The 13950-nt window shown below is 72.0% G+C and carries 12 protein-coding genes; 7 read left to right on the top strand and 5 right to left on the bottom strand.

Annotated elements, in window-relative coordinates; genetic code table 11:
* Positions 1-26 precede the first annotated feature (26 nt).
* The 4 genes from topA (at position 27) to V3C34_RS16850 (ending at position 5350) form a co-directional block, all read left to right on the top strand.
* A complete protein-coding gene (topA, locus tag V3C34_RS16865; protein ID WP_346007717.1) occupies positions 27-2759 on the top strand; it encodes a type I DNA topoisomerase in 2733 nt (910 codons plus the stop codon).
* Between the two features lie 93 nt (positions 2760-2852).
* Positions 2853-3305 carry an SCP2 sterol-binding domain-containing protein gene (locus tag V3C34_RS16860; protein WP_068321150.1) on the top strand — a complete coding sequence of 151 codons (453 nt, stop codon included), beginning with the start codon at positions 2853-2855 and terminating at the stop codon, positions 3303-3305.
* A complete protein-coding gene (locus V3C34_RS16855) occupies positions 3302-4885 on the top strand; it encodes an AMP-binding protein (RefSeq protein ID WP_346007716.1) in 1584 nt (527 codons plus the stop codon). The genes V3C34_RS16860 and V3C34_RS16855 overlap by 4 nt, the downstream gene beginning before the upstream one ends.
* Before the next feature lie 30 nt (positions 4886-4915).
* Complete coding sequence (locus V3C34_RS16850; protein ID WP_068321156.1) at positions 4916-5350, top strand: pyrimidine dimer DNA glycosylase/endonuclease V; 435 nt, start codon at positions 4916-4918, stop codon at positions 5348-5350.
* A gap of 16 nt (positions 5351-5366) precedes the next feature.
* On the opposite strand, the gene V3C34_RS16845 is transcribed toward V3C34_RS16850, so the two are convergent.
* The 5 genes from V3C34_RS16845 to V3C34_RS16825 all read right to left on the bottom strand — a co-directional run bounded on the left by V3C34_RS16845 (position 5367) and on the right by V3C34_RS16825 (position 10393).
* On the bottom strand, positions 5367-6707 hold the full coding sequence (locus V3C34_RS16845; RefSeq protein ID WP_346007715.1) for a serine hydrolase domain-containing protein: 1341 nt from the start codon (positions 6705-6707) through the stop codon (positions 5367-5369).
* Between the two features lie 62 nt (positions 6708-6769).
* Positions 6770-7774, bottom strand: a complete 1005-nt coding sequence (locus V3C34_RS16840) for a glycine betaine ABC transporter substrate-binding protein (protein ID WP_346007714.1) — start codon at positions 7772-7774, stop codon at positions 6770-6772.
* The gene (locus V3C34_RS16835; protein ID WP_346007713.1) at positions 7774-8553 is read right to left on the bottom strand and encodes an ABC transporter permease; all 780 of its coding nucleotides are present in this window, start codon (positions 8551-8553) and stop codon (positions 7774-7776) included. Before V3C34_RS16835 ends, V3C34_RS16840 begins: the two co-directional genes overlap by 1 nt.
* The gene (locus V3C34_RS16830; RefSeq protein WP_082817281.1) at positions 8550-9752 is read right to left on the bottom strand and encodes an ABC transporter ATP-binding protein; all 1203 of its coding nucleotides are present in this window, start codon (positions 9750-9752) and stop codon (positions 8550-8552) included. Before V3C34_RS16830 ends, V3C34_RS16835 begins: the two co-directional genes overlap by 4 nt.
* Positions 9752-10393, bottom strand: a complete 642-nt coding sequence (locus tag V3C34_RS16825) for an ABC transporter permease (RefSeq protein WP_068321164.1) — start codon at positions 10391-10393, stop codon at positions 9752-9754. Before V3C34_RS16825 ends, V3C34_RS16830 begins: the two co-directional genes overlap by 1 nt.
* A 162-nt stretch (positions 10394-10555) precedes the next feature.
* Here V3C34_RS16825 and tmk point away from each other — a divergent pair, with 162 nt between their 5' ends.
* From tmk to V3C34_RS16810, 3 genes are read left to right on the top strand one after another with little or no spacing between them, the layout of a single operon-like run.
* Positions 10556-11173 carry a dTMP kinase gene (gene tmk, locus V3C34_RS16820; RefSeq protein ID WP_346007712.1) on the top strand — a complete coding sequence of 206 codons (618 nt, stop codon included), beginning with the start codon at positions 10556-10558 and terminating at the stop codon, positions 11171-11173.
* On the top strand, positions 11170-12351 hold the full coding sequence (locus V3C34_RS16815; protein WP_346007711.1) for a DNA polymerase III subunit delta': 1182 nt from the start codon (positions 11170-11172) through the stop codon (positions 12349-12351). Before tmk ends, V3C34_RS16815 begins: the two co-directional genes overlap by 4 nt.
* A gap of 54 nt (positions 12352-12405) precedes the next feature.
* The gene (locus V3C34_RS16810) at positions 12406-13935 is read left to right on the top strand and encodes an alpha/beta hydrolase (protein WP_346007710.1); all 1530 of its coding nucleotides are present in this window, start codon (positions 12406-12408) and stop codon (positions 13933-13935) included.
* The last annotated feature ends 15 nt before the right edge of the window (positions 13936-13950 follow it).

The raw sequence follows: 13950 nt of genomic DNA, 5'->3' as shown, positions 1-13950 counted from the left end.
ACGCAGGGTCGGGAGAAGAGGCACGCATGGCCAGCAAGCTCGTCATCGTGGAGTCCCCCGCCAAGGCGAAGACCATCGCCGGCTACCTCGGCGGCGACTACGTCGTCGAGGCGTCCGTCGGGCACATCCGCGACATCCCCACGCCCTCCGAGATGCCCGCGGAGATGAAGAAGGGGCCCTTCGGCCGCTTCGGCGTCAACGTCGAGGACGGCTTCGAGCCGTACTACGTCGTGGACCCGGACAAGAAGAAGAAGGTCACCGAGCTCAAGCGCCTGCTCAAGGACGCCGACACCCTCTACCTCGCCACCGACGAGGACCGCGAGGGCGAGGCGATCGCCTGGCACCTCCTGGAGACCCTCAAGCCCAAGGTCCCCGTCAAGCGGATGGTCTTCCACGAGATCACCAAGGAGGCGATCCAGCGGGCCGTCACCGAGACCCGTGACCTCGACCTCGACCTCGTCAACGCCCAGGAGTCGCGCCGCATCCTCGACCGCCTCTACGGCTACGAGATCTCGCCCGTCCTGTGGCGCAAGGTCAAGGCCGGACTGTCCGCCGGGCGCGTGCAGTCCGTGGCGACCCGCATCGTCGTCGAGCGCGAGCGCGAGCGGATGGCCTTCAAGGTGGCCTCGTACTGGAGCGTCGAGGGCAGCTTCTCCGCCGGGTCCGCCCCCTTCGCCGCCCGCCTCGCCAGCCTGGACGGGACCAAGGTCGCGACCGGCTCCGACTTCGACGACACCGGTTCGCTCAAGGGCACCGCCCGCCAGCTCGACGAGCGCGCCGCGACCACGGTCGCCGAGGCGACGATCGCCGCGTCCGTCACGGTCTCCTCGGTCAGCGAGAAGCCGTATACCCGCCGGCCGTACGCCCCCTTCACGACCTCGACGCTGCAGCAGGAAGCCGGTCGCAAGCTCGGCCTCGGCTCGCGCGCGGCGATGGGCGTCGCGCAGAAGCTGTACGAGAACGGCTACATCACGTACATGCGTACCGACAGCACCAACCTCTCCGGCTCGGCCGTCGCCGCAGCCCGGGGGCAGGCGCGCGACATGTACGGCGCGGACTTCGTCCCCGAGCAGCCGCGCGTGTACGGCAAGAAGGCGAAGAACGCGCAGGAGGCGCACGAGGCGATCCGCCCCGCGGGGGACCGCTTCCGCACCCCGGCGCAGGTCGCCGGCGAGCTGCGCGGCGACGAGTTCCGGCTCTACGAGCTGATCTGGAAGCGCACGATCGCCTCCCAGATGGCCGACGCCAAGGGCTCGACCGCGACGATCCGGCTGGCCGCCGACCTCGGCGGCTGCGAGGTCGCCACCGCCGCCGAGTACTCCGCGTCCGGCACCGTCATCACCTTCAAGGGTTTCCTCGCCGCGTACGAGGAGGGCACCGACGAGCCCCGCGAGTCCACGAAGGACGGCGAGGCCCGGCTGCCGAAGGTCACCGAGGGCACCGCGGTCGACGTCGTCGACGCGACCCCGAACGGCCACGAGACCTCGCCGCCGGCGCGCTACACCGAGGCCTCGCTCGTGAAGAAGATGGAGGAGCTCGGCATCGGCCGCCCCTCCACGTACGCCTCGACGATCAGCACGATCCAGGACCGCGGGTACGTCCGCAAGAAGGGCAGCGCCCTCGTCCCGACGTGGCTGGCCTTCGCGGTCACCCGCCTCATGGAGGTGCACTTCAGCAGCCTCGTCGACTACCGCTTCACCGCCTCGATGGAGGAGGACCTCGACGAGATCGCGTCCGGCTCCGCGGAGCGGGTGGCGTGGCTGCAGCGCTTCTACTACGGGAGCGAAGGGGGCGGCCAGGGCCTGCACGAGCTGGTCACCGACCTCGGTGACATCGACGCCAGGGCGATCTCCACGATCGACATCGGCGACGGCGTCGTCGTGCGGGTGGGGCGCTACGGCCCGTACGTCGAGGAGGTCGTCTCGACCTCGGAGACCCCGAGGCGCGCGACGATCAACGACGACGTCGCGCCCGACGAGCTGACCCCGGCGATGGCCCGCGAGTACCTCGCGCAGGCCGCCGACGACGGGCGCGTCCTCGGGCAGGACCCGGAGACCGGCCGCGACGTCATCGTCAAGACCGGCCGCTACGGCCCCTTCGTCACCGAGGTGCTCGAGGAGGACGCCGAGGACAAGCCGAAGCGGGGCAAGGCCAAGGTCAAGCCGCGCACCGCCTCCCTCTTCGCGTCGATGGACCCGGCCACGGTCGAGCTCGACACCGCCCTGCAGCTGCTGTCGCTGCCGCGCACCGTGGGCACCGTCACCGAGACCAAGACCGCCGAGGACGGCACCGAGACGCAGGTCGAGGTGCCCATCACCGCGCAGAACGGTCGCTACGGCCCGTACCTGAAGAAGGGCACCGACTCGCGCTCCCTCGAGACCGAGTCGCAGATCTTCGCGATCACGCTCGAGGAGGCCCTGGCGATCTACGCCCAGCCCAAGCAGCGCGGGCGGGCCGCGGCCAAGCCGCCGCTGGCCGAGTTCGGCGAGGACCCGGTGAGCGGCAAGAAGGTCGTCGTCAAGGACGGGCGCTTCGGCCCGTACGTCACCGACGGTGAGACGAATGCCACGCTGCGACGTGATGACGAGCCCGAGACGCTCACCGCGGCACGGGCCTACGAGCTCATCGCCGAGAAGCGTGCCAAGGGCCCCGCGACCCGCAAGAAGTCGGCGAAGAAGACGGCCAAGAAGACCGTGAAGAAGGCCGCGAAGAAGACGACGAAGGCAGGAGCCAAGAAGGCCGCGACCAAGAAGGCGTGAGCCCCGTCGGTGGCGACGGGGGATGGACTCCCGTTGCCGCTGTGGTTACCGATGGGTATGGTCCGGGCAACCCGCGTACCCAGAGGAGCAGCGATGGAGCTCGACCCGACGACCTTCGACACGATGACCCCGCAGGAGTTCGCCCGGACGGTCAAGGGCATGTCCGACCGCGAGCTCAGCGAGACGATGCGGGGTGAGCTGCGGATCCCGATCCTCGACGCGGTCTTCGCTCGCTTCCCCGGCCTCTTCCGTCCCGAGCGGGCGGCGGGGCTGCACGGCACCGTCCAGTTCCGCATCACGGGCGGGCCGGACGAGCGGCCGCACGACACCTACGAGATCGTCGTCGCCGACGGCACGTGCACCATCTCCGAGACGCCGGGGGAGTCCTACGACGCCTCGCTGATGATGGCGCCGCCGGAGTTCATGAAGATCGCGACGGGCCGCGGCAACCCGACGATGCTCGCGATGCGCGGCAAGATCAAGGTCAGGGGCGACCTCGCCCTGGCCGCGAAGTTCCCCACCCTCTTCGACATCCCGAAGGCGTGAGCGCTGACATGAACCCCCTGATCATCGCCAAGACCATGGCCAAGCGCGGCATGCTCAACCCCGGACCCCCGGCAGCCCAGGTCAAGCAGCTGGCCGCGCTCCGGAAGTGGGGCTTCGGCCTCGCCGGTGAGCTGCGCCAGGCCGCGGGCCGCTCGCCCCGGACCGTCGCCGTCATCGACGAGACCCGGGGCGCCACGACCTACGCGGAGCTGCTCGCCAACTCCGAGAAGGTCGCCGTCATCCTGCGTGAGCTCGGCTTCGGCCCGGGCGACCGGATCGGGCTGCTCGCCCGCAACCACGTCCAGGCCATCGAGGTCATGTGCGCGACGTCGGCGGTCGGCATCGACCTCGTCCTCGGCAACACCGGCCTCGCCGGGCCGCAGCTGGCGCTCGTCGCGGAGGAGCAGGGCATCCAGGCCCTGATCCACGACGACGAGTTCGCCGAGGTCGTCGAGCACCTGCCGCAGTCCCTGCCGCGGGTCACCGAGACCGAGCTGGCCGACCGGGTCGCGCGGACGGTGCGCCCGAGTGAGATGCCCGTCCCCGCCCGGGGTGGCCGCACGATCATCCTCACGTCCGGCACGACCGGCACGCCGAAGGGAGCGGCCCGCAAGACCCCCGGTGGGTTCGGCCCGCTCATCTCGATCATCGACCGGATCCCCCTTCGCGCCCACGACCGGATCCTCGTCTCCGCCCCGATCTTCCACACCTGGGGCTACGCCGCCATGCAGCTGTCGATGGCGCTGCGCGCGACGATCGTCCTGCAGCGTCGCTTCACGCCCGAGGCGGCCCGCGCGGCCCTCGAGGAGCTGCAGCCCGACGCGATGTTCGCCATCCCCGTGATGCTCCAGCGGATGATGGAGCTGCCGAGCGACCCGGCCGCGCGGGAGCGCCGCCGGCTGCGGGTCGTCGCGACCTCCGGCTCGGCCTACCCCTCCGGCTTCACGCGGCGGTTCATGGACGAGTACGGCGACGTGCTCTACAACCTGTACGGCTCGACCGAGGCCTCGTGGGTGTGCATCGCGACCCCGGCCGACCTGCGGCGCCACCCCAACACCGCGGGCACGCCGCCGCTCGGCACCGTCGTCAGGATCCTCGACGACGACGGGCGCGAGGTCCCACCGGGCGAGAAGGGCCGCATCTTCTGCGGCAACGAGCTCGTCTTCGACGGCTACACCAACGGCAACACCAAGGACTTCGTCGACGGGCTCGTCTCCACGGGGGACATCGGCCACGTCGAGGGCGACCTGTACTTCGTCGACGGTCGTGACGACGACATGATCATCAGCGGCGGTGAGAACGTCTACCCCATCGAGGTCGAGGGGCTGCTCGCGGAGCACCCGGCCGTCCGCGAGGTCTCGGTCATCGGTGTCCCCGACCCGGACTTCGGTCAGCGGCTGGCTGCCTTCGTCGCGCTCAACGAGGGCCAGGGCCTCACCGGTGACGACGTCCGGGAGCACGTGCGCGCCAACCGCGCGCGGCACTGCGTCCCCCGCGAGGTCGTCTTCCTCGACGAGCTCCCGCGCAATGCGACCGGCAAGGTCCTGGCCCGGGAGCTGCGCAAGACCTTCCCGGGCTGACGTGCAGCCGTCCCCGGACGAGGTGCCTCGATGAGGCTGTGGAGCCTGGACCCGACCCAGCTCGACCGGGCCGCCCTCGTGTCCGGCTGGCGGGAGGGCCTGCTCGCGCAGGCCGTCCTGCTCGGCCGGACGAAGGGGTACACGCGCCACCCCCAGCTCGAGCGGTTCCGGGCGCTCGGGGAACCGGTGACCGGCGTGGTCACCTGGCTCTCCGGCCTCGCGGACGAGGCCGACCGGCGGGGTTACCGCTTCGACCGGACACGGCTCTCGGGTCCCGGCGACCCGGGACTGCGGATGATCGTCACCGACGGGCAGCTCGCCCTCGAGCACGCCCACCTGCTCGCCAAGTGCGAGCAGCGCGCACCCGAGTGGGCGGCCGCCCTGCGCCTCGAGGGCCCGCGCCCGCACCCGCTCTTCGACGTCGTGCCCGGACCGGTCGAGGCCTGGGAGCGGGCCGGGTCGTGACGGCGCGGCCGGGGGCCTACAGCCAGGCGCCGAAGGCCAGCGGCTCGCGGGTGAAGCGGTAGGTCGCCCAGCTGAAGTGGCTCACCGCCCCCTGCCCGTCGCGGTGCACGACGAGGTGCTCGCCCGCCTCGCGCCCCGAGACGGTGACGAAGCGGTCCGTGCCAGCGGGCTCGAAGACCGACGGCGGCTGCTCCTTGGGCTGGCCCGCGACGCGCGCCTCGAGCACCCCCTGCCGGACCGACAGCACGAAGTGCACGCCCTCGGAGTACCAGTGGCCGAGCAGCGGCACGAGGTCCTCGGGCAGGTCGGTGCCCGGCACCCACGCCTCGGCGGGCACCGGCTCGCGCTCGATCGCGATGGTGCCGAGCTCGATGGCGGCCGCCGCCGGCGGGACGGGCGCGGTGTTGTTCATGAGGACCACGCCCGTCGTCGCCGAGGCGCGCTCGGTGAAGACGCCGGTGATCGACCCCGGCCAGCCGCCGGTGTGACCGACCCACGTCCGCCCCTGGTGCCGGACGAGCTGCAGGCCGAGGCCCCACGCGGAGGTCCAGCCGACGGTGTCCGCCATGACCTGCGGCTGGCACATCTCCTCGAGCGTGCCGGCGGAAAGGACCTCCTCGACCGGGTCGGCGATGAACCCACCCCACCGGGCCATGTCGGCGAGCGTCGAGCGCAGCCCGCCCGCGGGGTCCAGGGCCCGCGCGTCGAAGACCGGCTCGGGCACCGGGACGTCGGCGAAGGGCGGGACGAAGTACCCCTTCGCCTGCCGCCCGGAGGGTGCGGTGCCGGTGCGCCGCATCTCCAGCGGGTCGAGGATGCGTCGGCGGACCGAGTCCTCCCAGCTGCACCCGTCGAGGCGGGAGATGATCTCGCCGAGCGTCGCGTACGCGAGGTTGGAGTAGTGCCAGCGGTCGTGCGGCCGACCGACCCGTTCGGCCTGCGACCAGCCGGCGAGCAGCTCCTCCCGGGTGGGCATGACCATCGTGTCGAAGACGTCGCCGACCGGCTCGCGCTGCATCCCTGAGGTGTGCGAGAGCAGCTGGCGGATCGTCACGCCCGGGTGCGCGGCGTCGGCGAGGTGGGTCTCGACGGTGTCGTCGAGGTCGAGGCGGCCCTCGTCGCGCAGCGCCATCGTGACCACCGCGGTGAAGGTCTTGGAGTTGCTCGCGACCGGGTACTGGGTGTCCTCGTCGGGGGCGTCACCCGGGCGGTCGACATCGACCGTGCCGATCCCCGTGGACCACTCGAGACGGCCCCGTCGGGCGACGCCGGCGGCGAGCCCCGGCACCCGCCCGTCGGTCTGCGCGGTCAGGGCGCGGGCGGTCAGGGCGCGGGCGGTCTCGTCGCTGAAGGTCACCGGCCCAAGGTATCCCCGTGGTGCCGTCGACCGCGTCCTCGCGGCGCTCGGTCGGTGCGGGCTCAGCGGGCGATGAACCCCTGGGCCTGCAGCCACTCCATGGCGACGTCGGCGGGGTCCTCGCCCTCGACGTCCACCTTGGCGTTGAGGTCGATCAGCACCTCGTCGGTGAGCTCTTCGACGACGGGCGCGAAGAGGTCGACGACCGCCGGGTACTCGTCGACAACCTGCTCGGTGAGCACGGGCGCGACGTTGTACTTGGGGAAGAAGGCCTTATCGTCCTCGAGCACGACGAGGTCGAGCGCCTTGATCCGGCCGTCGGTCGTGAAGACCTCGCCGAAGGTGCACGTGCCGGTGTCGGTCGCCTGGTAGATCGCGCCGGTGTCGAGGACCTTGACGTTGTCGTCGGGGAAGCTCCTACCGCGGGTCAGCCCGTAGGCCTTGAGCATCGGGCCGAAGCCGTCGTTGCGGTTGTTGAACTCCGACTCCACGCAGAAGGTCAGGTCCTCCTCGGGGACGTCCTTCAGCTGCGACAGCTTGCTGATGCCGAGCCGCTCGATCTCCTCGCGCGGGCCGGCGAAGCCGTAGGTGTTGTTCATCGGCGCCGGCTCGAGCCAGACGAGCTGGTTGTCCGCCAGGTCCCGGTCGCGGACGGCCTCGTACTGCTTCTGCTCGTCGGGGATGGGGGTGGTCTCGCCGAGGTAGGCGATCCACGCCGTCCCGGTGTACTCCCACTGCATCTGCACCTGGTCCTCGATCATCGCCTGCCGGGCGCTGGAGGAGCCGGGGATGTTGGTGAGGTCCGGGGCCTCGGCGCCCGCAGCCCGCAGGAGGATCACGGCCATCTTGCCGAGGATGAGCTGCTCGGTGAAGTTCTTCGACCCGACGCCGATCGTCGCGCCCGACAGGTCGATGTCGGCGATGGGGCCGGCGGCCTCGCCCGACGGCACGAAACCACCGCTCGTCCCGAGGCCGCAGCCGGCGAGACCCAGGCCGAGCGCGCCGGCGCCGCCGAGGAGCAGCGCGCGTCGCGTCGGGCCCGGCGAAGGGGGGAGACGTCGCGTCATCACTGGGTCCCCTTGGGCGTGAGGACCAGCTCGAGCACCCGGCCCGCCCAGTCGATGAGCAGGGCGAGGGCCGCGATGATGACGGCGCCGCTCACGAGGATCGGGTAACGGAAGAGCGTGATGCCGGTGACGATGAGCGCCCCGAGCCCGCCCGCGTTGACGAAGGTCGCGAAGCTCGCGGCGCCGACGACGAGCACGAGGGCGGTGCGCACGCCGGCCATGATCACCGGCATCGCGAGGGGCAGCTCGACGCGGCGGAGCACGTCGAGCGGCGACATGCCCATGCCGCGCGCGGCCTCGACGAGGGTGTGGTCGACCTGCTGGAGGCCGACGATCGTGTTGCGCAGCACCGGGAGGAACCCGTAGATCGCCAGGCTGATCACGGCCGTGCGGGTGCCGAAGCCGAGCCACATCGCGAGCAGCACGATGAGGCCGATGACCGGGGCGGCCTGGCCGGCGTTGGCGACCGCGGTGATCGGTCCGGCGAACCGGCGGGCGGGCCCGCGCGTGAGGATGATGCCGGTCGGGATCGCGGTGACGAGCACGACGGCGGTCGTGACGAGGGTGAGCTCGACGTGCTCGCGGGTGAGGTCGAGGATCGTGCCCCAGGCGAGCTGCCGGTTCTCGATCTCGTCGAGGTCCGCGTTCTGCCGCCAGAGCGCCCAGCCGCCGAGGACGGCGGCGCAGAGCAGCGGGAGACCGACGAGCAGGCCGATCGTCGTGCGCCGGTCCTCGACACCGGTGTCCGCGGACGAAGGGGAGGGGAGCGCGTCGGTCATGAGGCCGCCTCCTCCGCGGTCGCCTTGATGTGGTCGGTGACCGCCGCGAAGGTCACGACGCCGAGGAACTCGTCGCGGCGACCGGTGACGAGGACGCCACCGTGCGAGCTGGCGAGCATCGAGTCGAGCGCGTCGTTGATCGTGGCGCGACGGTCGACCACCGAGATGTCCTGGTCGGTGAGCTCGGGCAGACGGGCCATGCGCGAGGCCTCGCCGAGGCTGTACCAGCCGACGGGGCGACGCCGGCCGTCGAGGACGATGACGTCCCGCTGTCCGGCGGCGCGGGCGGCCTCGGCGGCGGCCCTCCCTTCGTCCCCGACGCGGGCGACGACGGGGGACTGCAGCTCGAGCTCGTCGACGCGGGAGAGGCTCAGCTGCTTGAGCGAGGAGCCGGCGCCGACGAAGTCCTCGACGAACTCGTCCGCGGGGTTGGCCAGGATGTTGGTCGGGGTGTCGTACTGCGCGATGTGGGCGCCCTCGCGCAGCAGGAGGATGCGGTCGCCGAGCTTGACCGCCTCGTCGATGTCGTGGGTGACGCAGACGATCGTCTTCTGCAGCTCCTCCTGGATGCTCATCAGCTCGTCCTGCAGCCGCTGGCGGGTGATCGGGTCGACCGCGCCGAAGGGCTCGTCCATGAGCAGCACGGGCGGGTCCGCCGCGAGGCCGCGGGCGACGCCGACGCGCTGCTGCTGGCCGCCCGAGAGCTCCTTCGGGTAGCGGTTGCGGTAGCGGGCGGGGTCGAGACCGACGAGCTCGAGCAGGTCGTCGACCCGCTCGGTGATCCGCTGCTTGTCCCACGTGAGCAGGCGGGGGACGAGCGCGATGTTGTCGCCGACGCTCATGTGGGGGAAGAGCGAGCCGCCCTGGATGACGTATCCGATGGTGCGGCGCAGCTCCGTCGCGTTCCTGGAGCGGATGTCCACGCCGTCGATGGTGATCGTGCCGGAGGTCGGCTCGTGGAGCCGATTGATCATCTTCAGCGTCGTCGTCTTGCCGCAGCCCGAGGGGCCGATGAACATCGTGATCTGGCCCGCGGGGACGGTGAGGGAGAGGTGGTCGACCGCGGGCGTCCGCTGCCCCGGGTAGGTCTTGACCACGCTGTCGAAGACGATCTCGGCGCCGCTCACCTCGCGGGTCGGGACCTCGAGGCGAGGGGCGTCGTCGTGGTGCTCGGCGGGCTGGTCGTCGGTGGTGGACATCAGGCGCGGATCCCCTTCGAGGTGGTGAGTCGGCTGACGAGCAGCAGGGCGGCGTCGAGCAGGAGGGCGAGGACGACGACGCCGAGCGTGCCGACGAGGGCGTAGTTGAGCGCGTTGGCGCCGCCGATCTGGGCGAGCCCGGTGAAGATGTACGGGCCGAGGCCCGGGCCGAGCGCGTACGCGGCGATCGCGGCGACGCCCATCGACATCTGAGCGGACACCCGCAGCCCGGCCATGATCACGGGCCACGCCAGCGGGAGCTGCACGCGCACGAAGCGGGACGTGGAGCCCATGCCCATCCCCTTCGCCGACTCCAGCAGCGTCGGGCTGACGCCGGAGAGACCGACGACGGCGTTGCGCAGGATCGGCAGGGTTGCGTAGAAGGTGACGGCGATGACCGAGGGCAGCGCGCCGATGCCGACGAGCGGCAGGAGCAGGCCGAGCAGCGCGAAGGAGGGGATCGTCAGGCCGATGGCGCTGAGCATGTTGGCGGCCGGCTTGAGCCTCGGGACGCTGGTGACGAGGACCGCGAGCAGGATCGCGATGACCGTCGCCAGGAGCACCGACTGCACGACCAGCGAGAGGTGCTGGAAGGCGCGGTAGAGGATGTCCTGCCACTTGTCGGAGACGAACTCGCCCACGGCCCACCTTTCGCGCCCCGGCGGTCGGAGCCCTCCCACCCAAGCGTGCTTCGCGCGGCGGTGCCCGCCCAGAGGGCTTCCGCGACCGATTTGTGACCTTCCGCAGCACGGCCGCGCGCGACCGCGCGAGCGGTGTCCGGGGCGTGCCATAGGGTCGACCGGGTGACGGACAGCGGGTACTTCATCGCCTTCGAGGGCGGCGACGGCGCGGGCAAGTCGACCCAGGTGCGCCGGGTCTCGGAGGCGCTCGAAGCTGCCGGCCGTGAGGTCGTCGTGACCCGACAGCCGGGCGGCACGACGCTCGGCGCGGCGCTGCGGGACCTCGTGCTCCACGGTGGTGCGCTCACCCCCCGTGCGGAGGCGCTGGTCTTCGCGGCCGACAAGGCCCAGCACGTCGAGGAGGTCATCCTCCCTTCGCTCGCCCGCGGCGCGGTCGTCGTCACGGACCGCTACGTCGACTCCTCCGTCGCCTACCAGGGCGCGGGCCGCGCGCTCGGCGCGCAGGAGGTCGCCGACCTCCAGGCCTGGGCGGTCGGCGGCCTCACCCCGCACCTGACCGTCGTCGTCGACGTCGACCCGGCGACCGGTCGGCAGCGTCGCGGCGGCACGGACGACCGGATGGAGTCGGAGGCCGATGCCTTCCACGTGGCGGTCCGCGAGCACTTCCTGGCCATGGCGAAGGGGGAGCCCCACCGGTACCTCGTCGTCGACGGGACCGCGTCCCCGGACGAGATCGCTGAGCGGGTGCACGCCCGGCTCGTGGACGAGGGAGTGCTGTGAGCGCCGGTGCGGCCCTCGGGGGCGCCACGGCGCCGCCGATCTGGCGGGACGTCGTCGGGCAGAGCGAGACGATCGAGACCCTGACGCGGGCGGTCGCCGACCCGACGTCCATGACGCACGCGTGGCTCTTCACCGGCCCGCCGGGGTCCGGGCGCTCCACGGCGGCACGGGCCTTCGCGGGTGCGCTGCTGTGCCCGCGCGGCGGCTGCGGCGAGTGCCGGGAGTGCCGGACCGCCCTCGACGGGACGCACGCCGACGTCGACGTGCTCGCCACCGAGGCGCTGTCGATCGGCGTCGCCGCGACCCGTGACCTCGTCCAGCTCGCCGGACGCTCGCCGAGCGTCGGGCGGTACCGGATCATCCTCATCGAGGACGCCGACCGGTTGACCGAGCAGTCGGGCAACGCCCTGCTCAAGGCGTTGGAGGAGCCGACGCCGCGCACCGTCTGGTTGCTGTGCGCGCCGAGCCTCGAGGACGTGCTCATCACCGTGCGCTCGCGCTCGCGGCACGTCCGGCTGCGCACGCCACCGGTCGCCGAGGTCGCCGCCCTGCTGCAGCGCCGTGACGGCATCGACCCGGGCATGGCGACCTACGCCGCGCGCGCCGCGCAGAGCCACATCGGGCTGGCCAAGCGCCTCGCGACCGACGAGGGCGCACGTATCCGGCGCCGCGACACGATCACCCTCGCGTCTCGGATCCGTGGTGTCTCCGACGCCGTCTGCGCGGCTGCCGACCTCCTGCAGATCGCCGAGCAGGAGCGCGACCGCACGCTCGAGTCGCGCGCTGCTGCCGAGAAGGCGCGTCTGCTGGAGACGCTCGGCGCGGACCCGTCCGCGCGCACGCAGCCCCCGCACATCCGCGCCCAGGTCACCTCGCTGGAGAAGGAGCAGAAGACCCGCGCCACCCGGTTCACCCGCGACATGATCGACCGCGCGCTCGTCGACCTGCTCTCGATCTACCGTGACGCGCTCGTCCTGCACGCCGGCTCCCCGGTCGCTCTCGTCAACGAGGACGCCAGGCCCGTGGTCGAGGAGGTCGCGCGCTCGTTCAGCGGCGAGGGACTGCTCGTCGCCATGGAGTCGATCGCCACCGCGCGCGAGCGGATCGCCGCCAACGTCGCGCCCCTGCTCGCCCTCGAGGCGATGGCGGTGTCCCTGCAGCTGCCTGCTCGGCGGTAGGACCCGCTCGGTGGCCGTCGTGCGCCGTCGCGGGCCACAGGTAGCGTCTGCGGCATGAGGTCTCGTGCGCGCTCGCTCCGTCTGGTCGCTGCGGTGGCGGCGGTGGTCCTGCCGGTGGCGGGGTGCTCGCTCCTCGAGCCCGACACCCGTCCGACGGGGCTGACGACAGGGGACCAGGCACCGCCCGCCGGGACGCAGGGGCTGGAGCGGTTCTACGAGCAGGACCTGCAGTGGGGCGGGTGCGAGCGCGGCGACGGGGAGTGCGCGCAGCTCGAGGTGCCGATGGACTACGAGGACCCGGACGGCAGGACCCTCAAGATCTCGGTCCTGCGGGTCAAGGCCAAGGACGAGGCCGCCGGCTCGCTCGTCGTCAACCCCGGCGGCCCCGGAGGCTCGGGCGTCGACTACGCCGCCGCGGCCGACTTCGTCGTCAGCGAGCGGATCCGCAAGAACTTCGACGTCGTGGGCTTCGACCCCCGTGGGGTCGCGCGCTCCGAGCCGGTCGACTGCCTCGACGACCGGGGGATGGACGCCTACCTGGCCAAGGACCCGACGCCGGACACCGACGAGGAGCGGGCCGCGGACCGGGCGGAGCAGCAGGAGTTCGCCGACGGCTGCAAGAGCAGGACCGGCGAGCTGCTCGGGCACGTCTCGACCGCAGATGCTGCCCGGGACATGGACGTCCTGCGTGCCGCGCTCGGTGACGGCAAGCTGACCTACCTCGGCAAGTCCTACGGCACCTACCTCGGCGCCACCTACGCCGAGCTCTTCCCCGACCGTGCCGGACGGATGGTCCTCGACGGGGTCATCCCGCCGGACGCGACCGCGCAGGAGGTCGTCATCGGCCAGGCCAAGGGCTTCGACACCGCGACCCGGGCGTGGGCGCAGGACTGCGTCGACAACGACTGCTCGCTCGGCGGCACCGTCGACGAGGTGGTGGCGAGCGTGCAGGACCTGCTGCAGCAGCTCGACGGCCAGCCGCTGCCCGCGTCGGCCGGCATCGAGCTGACCGAGGGGTGGGCGACCTGGGGCATCGCGCAGGCCCTCTACGACCAGGGCATGTGGTCGCAGCTGACCGACGCGCTGGTGAGCGCGGAGGACGGTGACGGCGGCCCGCTGAGCGAGCTCGGCCGTACCTACGCGGGCCGCGACTCCGGTGGCGACTACGCCTCCAACCTCCTCGAGGCACTGCCTGCGGTCAACTGCCTGGACCGTCCGGAGCAGGACGTCGACCAGGACGCGCTCGTGGACGAGGCGGTAGCGGCCGCGCCGATCTGGGGCCGTGCGCTGTCCTCGGAGTCCCCGTGCGCCGAGTGGCCGGTCGAGTCCACCAGCACGCCGCACGAGGTCGACGCGAAGGGGGCCGACCCGATCCTCGTCGTCGGCACCACCCGCGACCCGGCGACGCCGTACGAGTGGGCCGAGCGCCTGCACGAGCAGCTCGCCGACTCCGCGCTCATCACCCACGAGGGTGACGGGCACACCGCGTACATGCGCCAGAACGACTGCGTGGACAAGGCGGTCGACGAGTTCTGGCTCACCGGCGCGACGCCGGACGGCGACGCGCTGACCTGCAAGGAGTGATCCCCACCTGCGGGC

The organism is Janibacter terrae, from assembly GCF_039636765.1.
Lineage (GTDB): Bacteria > Actinomycetota > Actinomycetes > Actinomycetales > Dermatophilaceae > Janibacter > Janibacter terrae.
This window is presented reverse-complemented; position numbering and strand designations above follow the sequence as displayed.